Genomic DNA, 17620 nt, shown 5'->3' on the forward strand with positions numbered 1-17620 from the left:
ATGCCCGCTTCGTGCGGGCATTTGTGTTTGATGGGGCGGGGGAAGTCGGGGAATGGGAGGGCTGGGGCAATCGGTGGCGGTGTCAGTCGCGCGTGGCGCGGCGCTGCACCGCGTCCACATAGGCGTCGCCATCCGGCGGGCGGCCGGCACGCTGGCTTTCCCACAGAATTTGCCCCAGGCATTCCATGGCTTCGTGGTGTGCGTCGTGCAGCGAGTCGCGCCGGCGCGTGAGCAACTCCACCGCCTGGCGAATGCCACGTGGCTGGTCTATGGAGCATTGTTCGCTCAGCGACAAATGCATGGACAAATGCAGAAACGGGTTTTCCTGCACCGTGCTGACCTCGGCCATCTTGGCCAGGGCGGCGTCCACGTCCTGCAATTCGGCGTGGTATTCGGGGTGCTCGTCTATCCACTGGCTAGCTATTATTTCAATAGCTTCCATCGCTTGTCCTGTCTTGTTTTTATCGTAAACAGAGCAAAAAAAGCGGCGAACGTCGGCTTGTGAAGGATTGAACATGGCGGCAGGTTAGCACGCAGGCCTTTTCCCGTGCTGGGCTGGCGTTTTGCGCCGCACTCTGGCGCGGCGCGGTGGTGGCGTCCTACGCGGCGGTCGCCAGGCGGCGCCTACATTGGCCGACACAAACACTACTCTTGAGGGATACACCATGAACGCCATTCGCATTGTTGGCATCGTCTTGATCGTCGGCGGCCTGGTTGGCTTCTTCACCGGCGGCTTCAACTTCACCAAGGAGAGCACTGCCGCCAAGATCGGGCCGTTGGAACTCACCGTCAAGGAGAAGCAGTCGGTGAACATTCCGCAGTGGCTGAGCATTGGCGCCGCCGTGGCGGGGGCCTTGATGCTGGTGGCGGGCACACGCAAATCCTGAGCAGCATGCTGGCCCGGCATGCCGCGGGTTTGCCCCCACGCTGTCGCACGGCTGTCACACTGCCGACTTAATCTAACGCATGTACTCCGCAGCCTGCGGAGGTTTTGGAGCTTTCATGCGTTTGTCGATTTTGGCGCTGGCCGCCGCTGCCGTGTTTTCGGGTGTGAGCCACGCGGACACTGTTTACCCACTGGACCGCGCCACCATCCTGGCCGGTTCGCGTTTTGACTTCAAGGTCGAGTTCGACGGCGTGGTGCCCGAGTCCGACATCCAGGTCACCATCAACGGCCAGGACTACCGTCAACTGCTGGGTGGCCGCGCCACCTATGTCGAAAAAGAAAAGGGTGCCCAGGGTTCGGCGCTGATCTTGCGCGACGTGGTGATCAACAGCCCCGGCGCCTACAACGTCATCAGCCAGGCTGCTGGTGTGCGCAAACAAGTGAGCTGGGACGTCTACAGCACGGCGACCAAACCCAAGGCCAAGAACATCATCTTCCTGCTGGGTGATGGTTTGTCGGTGTCGTTCCGCACCGGCGCACGCATCATGTCCAAGGGTGTGACCGAAGGCAAGGCCAACGGCCGCCTGAACATGGACGACCTGGACCGCATGGCCTTCATTGGCACCTCGTCCACCGACTCTATCGCGGTGGACAGCGCCAACAGCATGTCGGCCTATATGACGGGCCACAAGTCGGCCATCAACGCACTCGGCGTGTACGCCGACCGCACGCCCGACAGCCTGGACGACCCCAAGGTGGAAACCATTGCCGAAGCGCTGCGCCGCACCGGCCGCAAGTCCATTGGTGTGGTGTCGACCGCCGAACTCGAAGACGCAACACCCGCCGCCGTGGTGTCGCATACACGCAAGCGTTCCGACAAGGCCGAGATCGTGGGCATGTTCCACAAGGTTTCGCCCGAAGTGATGCTGGGCGGTGGCTCGGCCTACTTCCTGCCCAAGAGCACGCCAGGCTCCAAGCGCAAGGACGACATCGACTACATCAAGACCTTCAAGGACGCGGGCTACAACCTGGCCACCAACCGCACCGAGTTGCTGGCCGCGCCCAAGACGGGCAAGCTGCTGGGCCTGTTCAACCCCGGCAACATGGACACCATCCTCGACCGCAAGGACTTGAAGAAGGGCACCGTGCCTGACTTCCCCGACCAGCCTGGTCTGGAAGACATGACCACGGCCGCTCTCGAAGTGCTGTCTAAAAACAAGGACGGCTTCTTCCTGATGGTGGAAGGTGCGTCGATCGACAAGTCGGCCCACCCAATGGACTGGGACCGCATGGTCTACGAGACCATAGAGTTCGACAAGGCCGTGGGCATTGCACGCGAGTTTGCCAAGAAGCACCCCGACACCATGATTGTGGTCACCGGCGACCACACCCATGGCGCCTCGTTGATCGGCACCGTGGACGACAACAAACCCGGCAGCGAAATGCGTGAGAAGGTCGGCACCTATGCCGCCGCCGGCTTCCCCAACTACACCTACAACAAGGGTGATGGCTACCCCGACAGCGTGAACGTGTCGCGCCGCCTGATGTACTTCGCCAACAACTTCCCAGACTACTACGAGACCTTCCGCCCCAAGCTCGACGGCATGAATGTGCCCGCCGTGCAAAACGAGAAGAAGCAGTACGTCGCCAACGAGGCTTACAAATCGGTGCCCGGCGCAGTGTTCCGTGAAGGCAACCTGCCACGCGACCAGGACACCGCTGTGCACGCGGTGGACGACGTGGTGCTGCAGGCCACGGGCCCGGGCACCGAAGGCTTCCGTGGCTACATGGAAGAAAGCGACGTGTACCGCGTATTGGCCGATGCCTTGGCGCTGGCACCTGCCAAGGCCAAAGCGACCAAGGCGCCGAAGAAGTAAACCCATGGGCATGCAGCGGCGCAAACTGTTGGCGCAGGGCCTGGCCGTGGGGCTGGCGTGGTGTGCCACACGGGTGCGTGCTGCCGCCGACACGCTGGGTTTTCGCGAGATGTATGGCAAGGTCGGTGTGCTGGGCCTGTCGTTTTCAGCGAAAACCCAGGCGCTGAAAGGGCAGACGGTCAGCATGCAGGGCTTCATGGCGCCGCCGCTCAAGGCCGAGGCCATGTTCTTCGTGTTGACCGAAGTGCCTATGGCACTGTGCCCGTTTTGTTCGTCCGATGCCGACTGGCCGAACAACATCGTGTTGGTCTATCTCACCGAGCGCCAGACCTTTGTGCAGAACAATGCGCCGATCCGGGTAACAGGCAAACTCGAGGTGGGTTCGTGGACCGACCCGGCCACCGGCTTTGTTAGCCTGGTGCGCCTCACCGGGGCGAAATTTTCGTCCGTTTAAATCGTCTCTGAATCATGTTGTCCTTGTCTGTGCGCGGGCTTGAGGTCCGCTTTTCCGGCTTGGCTGTGCCGGCTTTGGCGATCGACCAGCTCGACCTGCCTGCGGGCGCACATGTGGCCGTGGCCGGCCCCTCGGGTTCGGGCAAAACCACCTTGGTGAATGTGCTGGCGGGCCTGCAAATGGGCCAGAGCGGCAGCGTGCTGTGGCAAGACACCGACATCGCACGCCTCAGCGAAGCTGAGCGTGACCAGTGGCGTGCCAGCCACGTTGGCCTGGTGATGCAGGACTTCCATCTGTTCCCTGGTTTGAGTGCGCTCGACAACGTGTTGCTGCCCATGCGTTTGCGTCAGCCGCGCCACGCCAAGTTGTTTGTGGCGCGTGCGCGGGAGTTGCTGGCGCAGGTCGGCATCACGCGTGAAAAGCAGTTTGTAGAAACCTTGTCGCGCGGGCAGATGCAGCGTGTGGCCGTGGCGCGTGCGCTGCTGGCCTCGCCCGGCCTGATCGTGGCCGATGAACCCACGGCCAGCCTGGATGCCGACAGCGGCGCGGCCGTGGTCGAGCTGCTGCTGTCGCTGGCCCAGTCCGCGTTGGCCACACTGGTGGTGGTGAGCCACGACCCGCGTGTGGTGGCACGCATGCAGCGCATCCTGACGTTGCGTGATGGACGCTTGCTGGAAAACGAGGCCGCCACATGCTGAGTTTTATGTGGGCCGATTTACGCCGCATGTGGGCCGGTGCCTTGGTGGTCGTTTTGCTGGTGGCGCTGGCCACCGCACTGGGCGTGACCGTGACCTTGCAGGAGCGCGCCTTGCGCCTGGGCAGTGCACGTGCCGCAGACCAATTTGACCTGGTGGTGGGCGCCGCGGGCAGCGAAACCCAGTTGGTGTTGTCATCGGTGTTTTTGCAGCCTGCGGCCTTGCCGTTGATGCCTGGTGATGTGTTGACTCGTCTGCAAAAAGATCCACGTGTGGCCTGGGCCGCACCCGTGGGTTTTGGCGACTTCTTTCTGGACCAGCCGATTGTTGGCACCACGCCAGATTTGTTGACCATGGGTGGTCAGCGGCAGCCGCGCGAGGGACGCTGGTTTGCGGGGCTGCAAGAGGCGGTGGTGGGTTCCGCTTCACCCTTGACCATGGGCGAGCGCGTGGTGCCCATGCATGGCTTGTCAAACCAGGGCGGGCATGAACATGCGGGTGCGGGCTACACCGTGGTGGGCCGCTTGCCGCCCACGGGTACGGCCTGGGACCGGGCCATTCTGGTGCCGATCGAGGCCGTGTGGCGCATACATGGCATGGGGGAGGGTGGGCATGACCACGATCATCACGCTGGTGATGAAGAGGAGCATGAAGATCACGATGAACACGGACATGCCGAGGCTGCTGCGCCACCCGGCCTGCCCGCCATCGTGGTCAAACCCAAAACCGTGGCCGACGCCTACCGCCTGCGCGGCGAGTACCGCGCGAGCAGTAGCAAAGGCACGGTGGGCGTGTTCCCCGGCGAAGTGCTGACGCAGCTCTACGGCACACTGGGCGATGCACGTCTGGTGCTGTCTTGGGTCGCGTTGGGCGCACAGGTGTTGGTGGCGGCAGCGGTGGTGTTGGTCACCGTGGTGCACGTGAGCCAGCGGCGCCGGCAGATCGGCGCGCTGCGGGCCTTTGGTGCGCCACGCCTGGCGGTGTTCACACTGGTGTGGGGCGAGTTGCTGGCGCTGGTGGTGTTGGGCTTGGGGCTGGGTTATGCGCTGGGCTTTGCCGCAGCGTGGAACTTGTCGCGGCTGTTCACTGGCAGCTTTGGCGTGCATCTGCCCGTGGAGTTTGTGGCGGGTGATGCGGCGGCAGCGGTTGGGTTGCTGCTGGTGGCCGCACTGGTGTCGGCTGTGCCTGCGGTGCTGGCGTACCGGCAATCCCCGGCGAGCGCTCTGCGCGGTTGACGACGTCAACACGTTCTTAAGGCTAGACTTCTTGGCTCGGGCGACGTGTGTTGTCCTCATCCAAAGAAGGTAAGCACAGGTGTCGTTTCCGTTGATCACCGATTGGGGCTTTTACGCCGTGGCCATTCCCGCAGTGTTGTTGTTGGGCGTGAGCAAAAGCGGCTTTGGTGCCGGCTTTGGTTCACTGGCCGTGCCCATGATGGCGCTGGCGGTGTCGGTGCCACAAGCCGCCGCGATTCTGATGCCGGTGTTGCTGGTGATGGACTTGCTGGGGCTGCATGCCTACCGGCGCCACTTCGATGCCAAGCTGCTGAAGTTTTTGATCCCCTGGGGGCTGCTGGGCACGCTGGTGGGCACGCTGTTGTTCAAGGTGCTGGAGCCGCGTATGGTGGCCGGCATTGTGGGCGCGTTCACATTATTGTTTCTGGCGCAGCGGCTGTTGTTTCCGCCCCGGCCGGATAGCCCGCCGCCGCCCCGCTGGGTGGGCGCGTTGTGCACTGCCACTTCGGGTTTTACCAGTTTCATCGCCCATGCGGGTGGGCCGCCGGTGAACGCCTATGTGATTCCATTACGCCTGTCGCCGGTGGACTTTGCGGCCACCATGGCGGCGTTTTTCTTTTGCGTGAATTTGTCGAAGTGGATTCCGTACGCCTGGCTGGGTTTGCTCGACATGCGTAATTTCGCCACCTCGCTGGCGCTGCTGCCCTTGGCGCCGCTGGGCGTTTATGTGGGTGTGCGCATCGCCAAGGTGATAGACCAGAAGCTGTTTTACCGCTTGTTGTACCTGGGCATGTTGCTCACCGGCTGCAAGTTGCTGTGGGACAGCTTGGTGTGAGACTCGGGAGCGCCAAACAGGGATGCTATTGAATCGGTAGCTTCTGGCGCTTATTGGATAAGCGTTAGCTGCCGATTTGGCTTCAGGCCTTGCAGCAAAATTTGGGCAATAAAAAAGGGAAGCCTAAGCTTCCCTTTTTGCCAAATTCTGGAGCGGGAAAAGAGTCTCGAACTCTCGACCTCAACCTTGGCAAGGTTGCGCTCTACCAACTGAGCTATTCCCGCATATGCTTTCGCATTTTGCTGAATCTAGATTTGTATCTGATCCGGCAAGCCTCAGATTATATGTTGAAAAATGGCGAAATCAACAAATGCACAAAAAAATCTTAAATTATTGATCCCAGCGCTCGGCGCGGGCCGCGCGCAGCTCGGCTGCCAGCGCGCGTTCCTGTGCCATTTGCTCTTCCAGCTGTTGGCGGCCGCGTTTGGCCACGGCCATGGATTTGGCGCGGTCGTTGCGGTGCGGGTAAAGCTGTTCAAACAAGGCCAGGTTGTGCCGGCGAAAGCGCATGGCGTGTTGCCGTGCGGCGTGGGGACTGTGGCCCAGAGCTTCCAGCACCGAGCGCGCGCTGCGCAGGCTGGACTCGAACAACTCGCGCTCGACACTCACTACACCCCGGTCGCGTAGGTCGCCCCAGTGCGGCACGTCGCGCGCGCGGGCAACAATCTTCAGGTGTGGAAAGTGTTCGCGTGCCAGGTCGACGATTTGCAGGCTCTGGTTCACATCGTCTACCGCCACCACCAGCACTTTGGCCGTTTCGGCGCCGGACATGCGCAGCAGGTCAAGTCGGGTGGCGTCGCCATAAAACACGCGGTAGCCGAAGCTGCGGATGGCCTCCACGGTATCGGCGTTGTGGTCGAGCACGGTGCATTGAATGCCCTGGGCCAGCAGGGTGCGCCCGACAATCTGGCCGTAGCGGCCGAAGCCGGCAATGATGATGGGCGCCTCTTGCGGTTCGGCGATTTCGTCCAGCTTTTTGCCGCTGCCGCGTTGCGCCAGTTGGTTCAGCAGCAACTTGTCCGCCGCCACGAGGAGCAAGGGGGTGAGCAGCATGGACAGCGCCACGGCTGCCACCAGTTGTGAGTTCAGCTCGGCATTAAACACGCCGGCATTGGTCGCCGCCTGAAACACCACAAACGAGAACTCGCCACCCTGGGCCAGCAGCAGCGTGAACACCGGCCGCTCCTGAAACGGCAGCTTCATGGCCTTGGCCAGCGCATAGATGACCAGCAACTTGGCGGCGAGGAAGCCGATCAGGATCAAGGCGGTCATCATTGGTGCACGCAGCAGCACGCCAAAGTCGACACTCATGCCCACGGCCATGAAGAACAGGCCCAGCAGCAGGCCCTTGAAGGGAGCGATGTCGGTCTCCAGTTCGCGCCGGTATTCACTCTCCGCCAGCAGCACACCGGCAAGAAAGGCGCCAAGCGCCATCGACAGGCCAATCACATGCATCAGCGCGGCCGTGCCGACCACCAGCAGCAGTGCCGCGGCGGTAAAGATTTCAGTGCTGTGGCTGCGCGCGATCCAGCGCAGCACCGGGCGCAACAACAGCCGGCCGCCGAGGATCACGCCGGCGATGGCGGCAATCGGTTTCACCACGTCGAGCCAGTCGTGTGTCAGGTCGGGGTCGTGGTAGGCGGCGGTCATGCTGCCCAGAGCCGGTATCAGCGCGAGGATGGGAATGGCGGCCACGTCCTGGAACAGCAGAATCGAAAACCCCGCCTCACCACTGCGTGTGCCCAAGAGGTTGCGCTCCGACATCACCTGCATGGCAATCGCTGTGCTCGACAAGGCCAGGCCCAGCGACGCCGCCAAGGCCACCTGCCAGCTCGCGCCCAACACATAGGCGCCGCCAAAAATCGCCAGCGCGCAGCCCGCGACCTGCACCGTACCCCAGCCAAAAATTGGTCTACGCAGGCTCCACAGGCGCTTGGGTTCGAGTTCAAGGCCTATCAAGAAGAGCATCAGCACCACGCCGAATTCGGCAAAGTGCAGGATGTCGGCGACGTTGGTCACCAAGCCCAGGCCCCAGGGGCCGATGGCGATGCCCGCGGCCAGGTAGCCAATGATGGAGCCCAGCCCCAGAGCCTGGCTTAGCGGCACCATGACCACGGCCGCGCTGAGATAGATCAGGCTGTTGAGCAGCCAGGAGGGAATGTGTGATTCCATGAAAATTTCTTAAAGGACGGGCGGCGGTGTGTGGTCCATGCCGGTGGCGGCGCGGCCGTAATACGCGAGTTTTTTCTTGAACAGTTCTATGTGTTCCTTGACTTGTTGCTGCCCGGCCGATTGCGCGTTGTGCAGCACCAGTGGCGGCAAAAAAGTCATGCCGCAAACGGCGGCGATTTGCCGGTAGGGCGGCAGAAAGGGCGCGTCCGCGTCTTGTTCGGTTATGACACCGGCGTCGTCCTGGGCGGCCGAGGTGGTGGCCACCAGCCATAGCTTCTTGCCGCGCAGCGAGGTGCCGGGCGCGTTCACCGGCGCGGAGGAGTTGTCTCCCGTGCCGGTGGAGACGGCGCCGTAGGCCCAGCCGTAGGTCAGCACTTCGTCGATCCATAGTTTTTGCAGCGCCGGCATGGAATACCACTGGATAGGGTGCATCAACACCACCATTTTGGCGTTGGCGATGCGCTCCTGTTCTGCGGCGACGTCGATGCTGTAGTCGGGGTAGCTGTGGTAGAGGTCGTGGATGTCCAGCGCCGGCATGCCTTCCGTGATGGCCAGGGCGCGTGCGGCCGTGAGCAAGCGGTGCAGCACACGCGAGTTGCGCCAGTCGGGGTGGGCTGCCATGAGGTAGATGCCAGCGTCCGCTTGGCGATCATGGGCGGTGGGTTCAGAAGACATGGAGAGGGTGTCGCGTTCAGGCATCTCGCTAACATAACGCAGTTTTGGGACAGAAAAGTACCAAATACTCGGGCTGATTCAATCCTCTAACGTCAGGAGTCGAACATGCAGGTTGTGGTGGTGGCCAATCCAAAGGGCGGCGCGGGCAAGTCGACGCTGTCTACCAATATTGCCGGGTACTTTGCCTCGCAGGGGCATGCCGTGATGCTGGGCGATGCCGACCGCCAGCAGTCGTCCAAGCTGTGGCTAGGCCTGCGGCCACCCAGCGCACGCCCCATTCAGACCTGGGACCTGGGCGACGACGAGATCGCCCGTCCACCCAAGGGCACTACCCATGTGGTGCTGGATACACCCGGCGGCCTGCACGGCAAGACGTTTAAACAGGTCATGAAGCTGGCGACCCACATGGTGGTGCCGCTGCAGCCCAGCGTGTTCGATATTTTTGCCACCCGCACATTTCTGGACGAGGTGTTCGAGAACCGTCGCGCTGAGGGCCTGAAGCTTGCCCTGGTGGGCATGCGGGTGGACGACCGCACCCTGTCGGCCGACAAGCTGCGCGACTACGCCAGCGGACTGGAGGTGCCGGTGCTCACTTATCTGCGCGACACCCAGAACTACGTACATCTGGCCGCCGGTGGGCTGACACTGTTTGACGTGGCACCAGGCCGCGTCAGCAAAGATCTGGAGCAGTGGGTGCCGCTTTGCCAATGGCTGGATGCAGGATCCAAAAGTCCTGCCAATGGATAGCCTCTGATGCCCTCTGGTATTGCGTGGTTTGCTATTTAATTAATAGCAATTTATTCAATCGGCGGAACCAAAGCCGCATTGTCGCCAGGCTTCGAATACCGTGACCGCCACCGCGTTCGACAAATTGAGGCTGCGTTGCCCGGCGCGCATGGGCAGCAGCAGGCGCTGCTCGGGTGCAAAGCTCTCGCGCAATTCGGGCGCCAGGCCGCGGGTCTCGGAACCAAACACCAACCAGTCGCCGGGCTGAAAGGCCACGTCGTGCACGCGCCGCGTACCGCGTGTGGTGAGTGCGAACATGCGGTCGGCCGCCGGCTGCTCGCTGGCCAGGAACGTGGCCCAGTCGGCATGGCGGCGGGTTTCGGCGTACTCGTGGTAGTCGAGCCCGGCGCGGCGCATGTATTTGTCTTCCATGGAAAAACCCAGCGGCTCGATCAGGTGCAGGGTGCAGCCGGTGTTTGCGGCCAGGCGGATGACGTTGCCGGTGTTGGGGGGGATCTCCGGCGAGACCAGAACGATATGAAACATGCGGCTATTTTCGCCGCACTGGCGCGGGGGGCTGTCCTACGAGTGGATCGGCGTACGCGCCACGACCAGCGCGCCGACACTGGCCGCGCCAGCGCTGCGCAGGGCCAGGGCGGCGGCGTGTAATGAAGCGCCGGTGGTCATCACGTCGTCCACCAGCAGGATGCGCCTTTGTCGCACTTGCGCTGCCTGCAGCGGCTCCACCAAAAAAGCGCCGCGCAGATTGCGCAGGCGCTGGGCGCGCGTCAGCCCGTGTTGCGGCGGGGTGTGGCGTATGCGCAGCAGCAACTGGGCCCGGGTTTTATCCGGGGCGAGTTGGCGCGCCAGCAACAAAGCCTGGTTGTAGCCACGTTCACGCAGGCGTTCGGCGGCCAGCGGCATGGGTAGCAGCAGATCACTTTGCGCCAGGGCTGCCGCCGCACCCGGGGTTTGCTGTATCAGCGCGGCCAGGCTGGCGGCGGCACCAACCTGGTCGCGAAACTTGAATTGCTTGAGGCATTCGTCCCAGGGGTAGGCGTAGTCCACGGCGGCCAGACATTGCTGCAGAGGCGGCGGCTCGCGGATACACGCGCCGCATTGCGCCACGCCCTCGGGCAGCGCCAGCGCGCAGGTGCGGCAGCGCTGCGCGGGGCGCACAAACCGGGCCTTGCAGTCGCTGCAAAAGGGGTCGCGCGGCCAGGCATGGCAGATGGCGCACTGGCTGGGGAGCCCAGCGCCGCCTAGGGTGAACAGCCTCTGGATGAGCGCGCGGAACATGGACTCAATATACTCGGCAGCTTTGCTTTTCAGGCCGCAGAGTTCCACTTGGCGGGCTTGTCTTTCGGTCTCTCCATGTCCACCCAGCGCCCCCCCAGCATCGATCCCGCCGCCGCCGCCCGTTGGGCCGCATTGCCCACCGCCGACTCGCCGTGGCTGCACGAAGAAGTCGCCCGGCGCATGGAAGAGCGGCTGCAGTGGATCACCATGAAGCCACAGGCCTGGGCACATTGGGCGCCCGTGCGTGGCGGTCTCAAGGCCCACGCCTTGATCAGCGCACGTTACCCGGAGGCTGAGTGTTTTGTGGTGGAAGAGCGTGTGGAACAAGCGCAGCAAGCTATTAAATCGGTAGCTAAGCCGTGGTGGACCCCGGGCCGCTGGAGGGCGCCCGCACAACGCGCCGAGCGGCCCGGTGACGGTGCCGTGCAACTGGTCTGGGCGAATATGCAGCTGCATTCGGCGGCCGACCCGCAGGCGCTGATCGCCCAGTGGCACCGGGCATTGTCGACCGATGGGTTCCTGATGTTCTCCTGCCTGGGCCCCGACACCGCCCATCAGCTGCGCGAGGTTTATGCCGCCATGGGCTGGCCCGTGCCCAGCCACGAGTTCACGGACATGCACGATTGGGGCGACATGTTGGTTGGCGCCGGTTTCGCCGAACCCGTGATGGACATGGAGCGTATAGAGTTGACCTATACCGGCGCCGCACGTCTGTTGCTGGAGCTGCGTGAGATCGGCCGCAACCTGCAGCCCCAGCGTTTCCCGGCCCTGCGTGGCCGGGGCTGGCGGCAAAAGCTGGAGGCCGCGCTGACCGAGCGTCTGGCCGATGCCGCGCAGCAGGGGCGCTTGTCGATGACGTTTGAATTGATCTATGGCCACGCCTTCAAGCCGAAGCCAAAACTGCGCGTCGATGCCCAAAGCGCGATCTCTTTGCGCGACATGCGCGAGATGCTCACTAGGGGAAAACCTGGGGGCAATTGAGGGGGGGAATGCGTCGGAAATGCGCGACTGGTGTGGCTTTGCGTGAAATAAGCACGGCTACAATGAAACGCAGAAGAACAATTTGGATTTGGGCATTTCCCCACGTAGACAGCTTTATCGACCGGATGTGATCGGCCGGCGAGCGGCTGATTTTTGTGAGTCTCATCCGTGTCGAATCTGGTCTTTCGTTTCGCCACAGTTTCCGGCCAGAACGTCTACTGGCTGTTGAAGCGCAACTGCTCGGTCACGCCGCTGCAGTTGGGATGTCTGTACGCTTCCATCTGCGTGGTGTCGTTGGCCATTGGGACATTTTTCTGGGTACAGGGCGCCACCTTGGTTTTGCCGTTTGCCTGGCTGGAGCTGGCGGCGGTGGGTGTGGCGTTTTTGCTCTATGCCCGGCATGCCACCGACGGCGAAAAAATCTCACTCCAAGGTGCTCAACTGGTGGTCGAACGCGAGAATGCTGGGCGATTGGAACGGGCGGAGTTCAATCGCGAGTGGGTCAGGATCGAACCTAAAACAGGCGATTGCTCACTGATAGAGGTTTCTGGGAGAGGCAAGTCGATCGAGGTGGGGCGGTTCGTGCGCCCCGAGCAGCGTTCAGCGCTGGCGCGTGAGCTCCGTATGGCGCTGCGTGGCGGTGCCGGCAGCGGCAATCTTCGTTCGATGGACAGTGGTTTGGTTCAATAGCAATGTTGAAAAAAGTGAAAACGATGAAGATGACGCATAACAAGTTTGTTTCACTGCTACCCGCATTTGGTGCGTGGGCTGGCGCTTGGCTCAGCACCGCCGCACATGCCACCAACGATTTGCCCGGAGGGCCAGGCGTACGCCAATTGAACCTGCCTGTGGGTGTGACCCGCATCTCGGAAGAGCAGCACTTTCTGCACTGGGGCATGCTGATCGTCTGCACGGTGATCTTTATCGCCGTGTTCAGCGTCATGTTTTATTCCATCTGGAAGCACCGCAAGTCCAAGGGCTACAAGCCGGCCAACTTCCATGAGTCGGTGACGGTGGAAATCATCTGGACCATCGTGCCTTTTGTGATCGTGATCCTGATGGCCTTGCCGGCCACCAAGGTGGTGGTGGCCATGAAAGACACGACCAATGCCGATGTGACCATCAAGGCCACGGGCATGCAGTGGAAATGGGGCTACGACTACCTCACCGGTGAGGGCGAGGGGATCTCCATGGTCTCCACGCTGGATGCGACCCAGCGCGCACTCTCCAACGCTGGCGGCCCCAAAGGCGGCCAGGTGGTTGACGACTACCTGCTGAAGGTCGACAACGCGCTGGTGGTGCCGGTCAACAAAAAGGTGCGCATCATCACCACCGCCAACGACGTGATCCACGCCTTCATGGTGCCGGCCTTCGGTATCAAGCAGGACGCGATTCCGGGCTTTGTGCGCGACACCTGGTTCCGCGCCGAAAAGATCGGCACCTACTATGGCCAATGCGCCGAACTCTGCGGCAAGGAACACGCCTACATGCCCATCCAGGTGAAGGTGGTGTCTGCCGAGGATTACACCAAGTGGGTGGCTGACGAGAAGAAAAAGGCCGCAGCCAAACTCGACGACCCGACCAAGGTCTGGACGCTGGACGACATCCTGAAGCGTGGCGAAAAGGTCTATGCCGCCAACTGCGCGGCCTGCCACCAGGCCAACGGCAAGGGCGCCGGCCCTATCAAGCCATTGGATGGCGCGGCGGTGGTGCTGGACACCGACCACAGCAAACAGATTCAAGTGCTGCTCAAAGGCCAGAACAACGGCGCCATGCCATCGTGGAAGCAACTCAGCGACACCGATCTGGCGGCCGTGGCCAGCTACACCAAGAACACCTGGTCGAACAAAACGGGGCAACTGGTACAGCCCTCCGAAGTGCTTGCCCAGCGTGGCAAATAAGTCAGGCGTGCCCAGAGACAACGACAAGGAAATATAGAAGATGAGCGCAGTACTCGATCCTCACGGTCACGCCCACGACGACCACCATGACCACCACGCCCCCACCGGCTGGCGGCGTTGGCTGTTCGCCACCAACCACAAAGACATTGGCACGCTCTACCTGCTGTTCAGCTTCACCATGCTCATGGTCGGTGGTTTGCTGGCGCTGCTGATCCGCGCCGAGCTGTTCCAGCCCGGCCTGCAATTGGTCAACCCCGAGCTGTTCAACCAGTTCACCACCATGCACGGGCTGATCATGGTGTTCGGCGCCATCATGCCGGCCTTTGTGGGCTTCGCGAACTGGATGATTCCGCTGCAGATTGGCGCGTCCGACATGGCGTTCGCACGCATGAACAACTTCAGCTTCTGGCTGATGATTCCGGCCGCACTGATGCTGGTGGGTTCGTTCTTCATGCCCGGTGGCGCGCCTGCCGCAGGCTGGACGCTGTACGCCCCGCTGACGCTGCAGATGGGGCCCAGCATGGACGCCGGCATTTTTGCGATGCACATCCTGGGTGCCTCGTCCATCATGGGTTCGATCAACATCATCGTCACCATCCTGAACATGCGCGCCCCCGGCATGACGCTGATGAAGATGCCGATGTTCTGCTGGACCTGGCTGATCACCGCCTACCTGCTGATCGCCGTGATGCCGGTGCTGGCCGGCGCCATCACCATGACGCTGACCGACCGCCACTTTGGCACCAGCTTCTTCAGCGCCGCCGGTGGTGGCGACCCGGTGATGTACCAGCACATCTTCTGGTTCTTCGGTCACCCCGAGGTCTACATCATGATCTTGCCGGCCTTCGGCATCGTCAGCCAGATCGTGCCGGCCTTTGCGCGCAAGAAGCTGTTCGGCTACGCCTCCATGGTGTATGCCACCAGCTCCATCGCCATCCTGTCCTTCATCGTCTGGGCGCACCACATGTTCACCACCGGCATGCCGGTGACGGGCCAGCTGTTCTTCATGTACGCCACCATGCTGATCGCCGTGCCCACGGCCGTGAAGATCTTCAACTGGATCGCCACCATGTGGCAGGGTTCGATGACGTTTGAAACCCCCATGCTGTTTGCGGTGGGCTTCATCTTCGTGTTCACCATGGGCGGCTTCACCGGGCTGATCCTGGCCGTGGCGCCTATCGACATCCAGCTGCAAGACACTTATTACGTGGTGGCCCACTTCCACTACGTGCTGGTGGCCGGTTCGCTGTACGCCATGTTCGCCGGCTTCTACTACTGGTGCCCCAAGTGGACCGGTGTGATGTACAACGAACGTCGCGGCAAGATCCACTTCTGGTGGTCGCTGATTTCGTTCAACGTGACCTTCTTCCCCATGCACTTCCTGGGGCTGGCCGGCATGCCACGCCGTTACGCCGACTACCCCATGCAGTTCGCCGACTTCAACGCCATTGCTTCGGTGGGCGCGTTCTTCTTCGGTTTTGCGCAGGTGTATTTCTTCCTGTTCGTGGTTTTGCCCGCCATGCGTGGCCAGGGTGAAAAGGCAGCCGCCAAGCCATGGGAAGCGGCCGAGGGTCTGGAATGGGAAGTGCCTTCGCCTGCACCTTTCCACACCTTCGAGACTCCGCCCAAGCTGGATGCCACCGCAACCCGCGTGATTGGTTAAGGCTTTGTGATGGCCATGACTCCAGAACAAAAACGCCACAACGTTCGCACCGCGCTGATCCTGGCCACCATCGCCCTGGCTTTCCTGGTCGGGTTTGTGGTGAAGATGGTGGCGCTTGGCCATTAAGGAACGAAAGCTCTAGCCCATGGCTTTGCGCCGCGAAAACTTCAAGATGCTGGGCAAGTTGGCCGTCATCACGGCCAGCATGTTTGCGTTTGGGTATGGCTTGGTGCCGCTGTATCGGGCCATTTGCGAAGCCACGGGCATCAACATCCTGGCCTTGGCCGAGCGCGAGGTTCCGGGTGTTGGCAAGGCCGGCAAAAATGCGCAACTGCCAGCGAATAGCCAGGTCGACACCAGCCGTACCATCACGGTGGAATTCGATGCCAACGCCCGTGGTCCATGGGAGTTCAAGCCGGAAAAACGTTCCATGCAAGTGCATCCGGGCGAGTTGGCCACGGTGATGTACGAGTTTCAGAACGTGCAAAACCGGCGCATGGCCGCACAGGCCATTCCCAGCTACGCGCCGCGCCAGGCACAGGCCCACTTCAACAAGCTCGAATGTTTTTGCTTCAACCAGTACACGCTGGAGCCGGGCGAGAAGAAGCAATGGCCGGTGGCCTTTGTGATCGACCCCAAGCTGTCTAAGGACGTGACAACGATCACGCTGTCGTACACCTTCTTTGAGGTGGGGGGCAAAACGCCTGCGGCGCCGGAGTCGGCAGACGCCAGTGCCCATGTGAGCAGCGAGCGTGGTGGCTGACATGGCAAATCCCAGGCCGCAGACCGCTGAAGCCGGAGGCTTCTGGGTCACACTCAAGGCCGTGGCTTGGGCCTTGCTGGGAATTCGTAAGCGAGAGGGCTACGAGAGCGACTTGCGCAAGATCAACCCCTTGCACCTGGTGGTGGTGGGGTTGGCTGCAGTGTTGCTGCTGGTGGTGGGATTGATGTTGGTGGTGCGCTGGGTGGTTGCCACGTAGCGCCTCACCAGCCATGATGAAAACAAAATTAGGGACTAGGAGCTGAAAATGAGTTCAACTGCACACGGCGCAACCCCGTACTACTTTGTACCCGGCCCTTCGCGCCATCCCATCATGTCCGCGGTCGGGCTTTTCTTCGTGATCCTGGGCGCAGGCCAGTGGGTCAACGGTGTGGAATGGGGCAAGTATTCGCTGGCCTTTGGCATGTTGTTCTGGTGGGTGGTGCTGTTCCAGTGGTTCCGCGATGCCGTGAGTGAAAGCGAGGGCGGGCTGTACGGCCACAAGATCGACCTGTCTTACCGCTGGAGCATGAGCTGGTTCATCTTCTCCGAGGTGATGTTCTTCGGTGCCTTTTTCACGGCTTTGTGGTGGGCCCGGTCGCATTCCGTGCCTATGCTGGGCAGTTTGGACAACGCCTTGTTGTGGCCCGACTTCAAGGCCGTTTGGCCCAGCATGGCTGCAGGGGTGACGGCATCGCCCGCTGGCACCACCGAACCCTTCACCACCATGACGCCGTTCTGGCTGCCGACCATCAACACCGCGTTGCTGCTGTCGTCGGGTGTCACGCTGACCATTGCCCACCATGCGCTGGTGGCCGGCAACCGTGGCCGCACCATTGCCTTCATGTGGGCCACGGTGATCCTGGGGACGGTCTTTCTGTTTGTGCAAGGTTATGAATACGCACACGCTTATGCCGATCTGAACCTGAAGCTCAGCTCCGGTGTTTATGGCTCCACGTTCTTCCTGCTGACCGGTTTCCACGGCTTCCACGTGTTGGTCGGCATGTTGATGCTGCTGTTCATCACCCTGCGCCTGATGAAGGGGCACTTCACGCCTGCGCGCCATTTCGGCTTTGAAGGCGCGGCCTGGTACTGGCACTTTGTTGACGTGGTGTGGCTGGGCCTTTATGTGGTGGTCTATTGGTTGTAAGTAATGGAATGGCCGGCTTTGCCCGCGCGGCCCCAACAAAAAAGCGCCTCGCGGCGCTTTTTTGTTGGTCGTTATCATTTCCCTGAAGGAATGCCCGTCGGGTGTAGGTAACCCAGTTTCCAGCCAACCAGAATACAGATGAACAGCAGCACCGAAAAGCCTATGCGAAACGTCAGTGCACGTGCCATGCGCCCGGGCTTGGCTGGTTTTTGCTCATCTGCACCGCCGCCCTTGAGCATGAAATACAAGGCCGTGGCCAGGCTGATCAGAATGGCTGCGAACGCGGCAGAAGCGAGATACGTCATGGGGCG

General features: G+C 61.7%; 21 protein-coding genes and 1 tRNA gene. 15 read left to right on the plus strand and 7 right to left on the minus strand.

All coding sequences use genetic code 11. The annotated features are described in order from the left end of the window. Window positions 1–82 precede the first annotated feature (82 nt). Window positions 83–517, minus strand: coding sequence for a DUF1841 family protein (locus ACFQ95_RS07680; RefSeq protein ID WP_422830254.1), 435 nt, complete (start codon window positions 515–517; stop codon window positions 83–85). 148 nt (window positions 518–665) lie between these two features. Between ACFQ95_RS07680 and ACFQ95_RS07685 the strand changes: the two genes are divergently transcribed. The 6 genes from ACFQ95_RS07685 to ACFQ95_RS07710 all read left to right on the plus strand — a co-directional run bounded on the left by ACFQ95_RS07685 (window position 666) and on the right by ACFQ95_RS07710 (window position 5982). Then, the gene (locus tag ACFQ95_RS07685; protein WP_422830255.1) at window positions 666–887 is read left to right on the plus strand and encodes a hypothetical protein; all 222 of its coding nucleotides are present in this window, start codon (window positions 666–668) and stop codon (window positions 885–887) included. A 115-nt stretch (window positions 888–1002) separates the two neighbouring features. Further along, on the plus strand, window positions 1003–2763 hold the full coding sequence (locus tag ACFQ95_RS07690) for an alkaline phosphatase (protein ID WP_422830256.1): 1761 nt from the start codon (window positions 1003–1005) through the stop codon (window positions 2761–2763). 10 nt (window positions 2764–2773) lie between these two features. Then, window positions 2774–3217 carry a hypothetical protein gene (locus ACFQ95_RS07695; RefSeq protein ID WP_422830257.1) on the plus strand — a complete coding sequence of 148 codons (444 nt, stop codon included), beginning with the start codon at window positions 2774–2776 and terminating at the stop codon, window positions 3215–3217. A gap of 14 nt (window positions 3218–3231) precedes the next feature. After that, the gene (locus tag ACFQ95_RS07700) at window positions 3232–3915 is read left to right on the plus strand and encodes an ABC transporter ATP-binding protein (RefSeq protein WP_422830258.1); all 684 of its coding nucleotides are present in this window, start codon (window positions 3232–3234) and stop codon (window positions 3913–3915) included. Beyond that, window positions 3909–5147 (plus strand): FtsX-like permease family protein, encoded by a 1239-nt coding sequence (locus tag ACFQ95_RS07705; RefSeq protein ID WP_422830259.1) that lies wholly within the window; start codon window positions 3909–3911, stop codon window positions 5145–5147. Before ACFQ95_RS07700 ends, ACFQ95_RS07705 begins: the two co-directional genes overlap by 7 nt. Before the next feature lie 79 nt (window positions 5148–5226). Beyond that, window positions 5227–5982 carry a sulfite exporter TauE/SafE family protein gene (locus ACFQ95_RS07710; protein ID WP_422830260.1) on the plus strand — a complete coding sequence of 252 codons (756 nt, stop codon included), beginning with the start codon at window positions 5227–5229 and terminating at the stop codon, window positions 5980–5982. A 148-nt stretch (window positions 5983–6130) separates the two neighbouring features. Here ACFQ95_RS07710 and ACFQ95_RS07715 read toward each other — a convergent pair. The 3 genes from ACFQ95_RS07715 to ACFQ95_RS07725 form a co-directional block, all read right to left on the minus strand. Next, window positions 6131–6206 (minus strand) — tRNA-Gly (locus ACFQ95_RS07715). Between the two features lie 106 nt (window positions 6207–6312). Continuing rightward, window positions 6313–8154, minus strand: a complete 1842-nt coding sequence (kefC, locus tag ACFQ95_RS07720) for a glutathione-regulated potassium-efflux system protein KefC (protein ID WP_422830261.1) — start codon at window positions 8152–8154, stop codon at window positions 6313–6315. 9 nt (window positions 8155–8163) lie between these two features. After that, window positions 8164–8829: an NAD(P)H-dependent oxidoreductase gene (locus ACFQ95_RS07725; protein WP_422830262.1), complete on the minus strand. Its 666-nt coding sequence runs from the start codon at window positions 8827–8829 to the stop codon at window positions 8164–8166. A 105-nt stretch (window positions 8830–8934) separates the two neighbouring features. On the opposite strand from ACFQ95_RS07725, the gene ACFQ95_RS07730 reads away from it, so the two are divergent. Further along, window positions 8935–9576 (plus strand): AAA family ATPase, encoded by a 642-nt coding sequence (locus ACFQ95_RS07730; protein WP_422830263.1) that lies wholly within the window; start codon window positions 8935–8937, stop codon window positions 9574–9576. Between the two features lie 54 nt (window positions 9577–9630). On the opposite strand, the gene ACFQ95_RS07735 is transcribed toward ACFQ95_RS07730, so the two are convergent. Continuing rightward, window positions 9631–10101 (minus strand): tRNA (cytidine(34)-2'-O)-methyltransferase, encoded by a 471-nt coding sequence (locus tag ACFQ95_RS07735; protein WP_422830264.1) that lies wholly within the window; start codon window positions 10099–10101, stop codon window positions 9631–9633. A 36-nt stretch (window positions 10102–10137) separates the two neighbouring features. After that, the gene (locus tag ACFQ95_RS07740; RefSeq protein ID WP_422830265.1) at window positions 10138–10854 is read right to left on the minus strand and encodes a ComF family protein; all 717 of its coding nucleotides are present in this window, start codon (window positions 10852–10854) and stop codon (window positions 10138–10140) included. 75 nt (window positions 10855–10929) lie between these two features. Here ACFQ95_RS07740 and ACFQ95_RS07745 point away from each other — a divergent pair, with 75 nt between their 5' ends. The 8 genes from ACFQ95_RS07745 (at window position 10930) to ACFQ95_RS07780 (ending at window position 17309) form a co-directional block, all read left to right on the plus strand. Then, window positions 10930–11835 (plus strand): biotin synthase, encoded by a 906-nt coding sequence (locus ACFQ95_RS07745; protein WP_422830266.1) that lies wholly within the window; start codon window positions 10930–10932, stop codon window positions 11833–11835. 168 nt (window positions 11836–12003) lie between these two features. Next, complete coding sequence (locus ACFQ95_RS07750) at window positions 12004–12525, plus strand: DUF2244 domain-containing protein (RefSeq protein WP_422830267.1); 522 nt, start codon at window positions 12004–12006, stop codon at window positions 12523–12525. 23 nt (window positions 12526–12548) lie between these two features. Then, window positions 12549–13736, plus strand: a complete 1188-nt coding sequence (gene coxB / locus ACFQ95_RS07755) for a cytochrome c oxidase subunit II (protein ID WP_422830268.1) — start codon at window positions 12549–12551, stop codon at window positions 13734–13736. Window positions 13737–13776: 40 nt separating this feature from the next. Beyond that, window positions 13777–15399: a cytochrome c oxidase subunit I gene (gene ctaD / locus ACFQ95_RS07760; RefSeq protein ID WP_422830269.1), complete on the plus strand. Its 1623-nt coding sequence runs from the start codon at window positions 13777–13779 to the stop codon at window positions 15397–15399. Window positions 15400–15414: 15 nt separating this feature from the next. Then, entirely contained in the window at window positions 15415–15525 is a 111-nt protein-coding gene (locus ACFQ95_RS07765; RefSeq protein WP_422830270.1) for a cytochrome oxidase small assembly protein, read from the plus strand. A gap of 19 nt (window positions 15526–15544) precedes the next feature. Next, on the plus strand, window positions 15545–16162 hold the full coding sequence (locus ACFQ95_RS07770) for a cytochrome c oxidase assembly protein (RefSeq protein WP_422830271.1): 618 nt from the start codon (window positions 15545–15547) through the stop codon (window positions 16160–16162). 1 nt (window position 16163) lies between these two features. Then, entirely contained in the window at window positions 16164–16379 is a 216-nt protein-coding gene (locus ACFQ95_RS07775; RefSeq protein ID WP_422830272.1) for a DUF2970 domain-containing protein, read from the plus strand. Between the two features lie 48 nt (window positions 16380–16427). Then, window positions 16428–17309 carry a cytochrome c oxidase subunit 3 gene (locus tag ACFQ95_RS07780; protein WP_422830273.1) on the plus strand — a complete coding sequence of 294 codons (882 nt, stop codon included), beginning with the start codon at window positions 16428–16430 and terminating at the stop codon, window positions 17307–17309. 74 nt (window positions 17310–17383) lie between these two features. Here ACFQ95_RS07780 and ACFQ95_RS07785 read toward each other — a convergent pair whose 3' ends face one another. Then, window positions 17384–17614 (minus strand): twin transmembrane helix small protein, encoded by a 231-nt coding sequence (locus ACFQ95_RS07785; RefSeq protein WP_422830274.1) that lies wholly within the window; start codon window positions 17612–17614, stop codon window positions 17384–17386. Between the last annotated feature and the right edge of the window lie 6 nt (window positions 17615–17620).

This window comes from Variovorax sp. HJSM1_2 (genome assembly GCF_049316285.1).
GTDB lineage: Bacteria > Pseudomonadota > Gammaproteobacteria > Burkholderiales > Burkholderiaceae_C > Rhodoferax_B.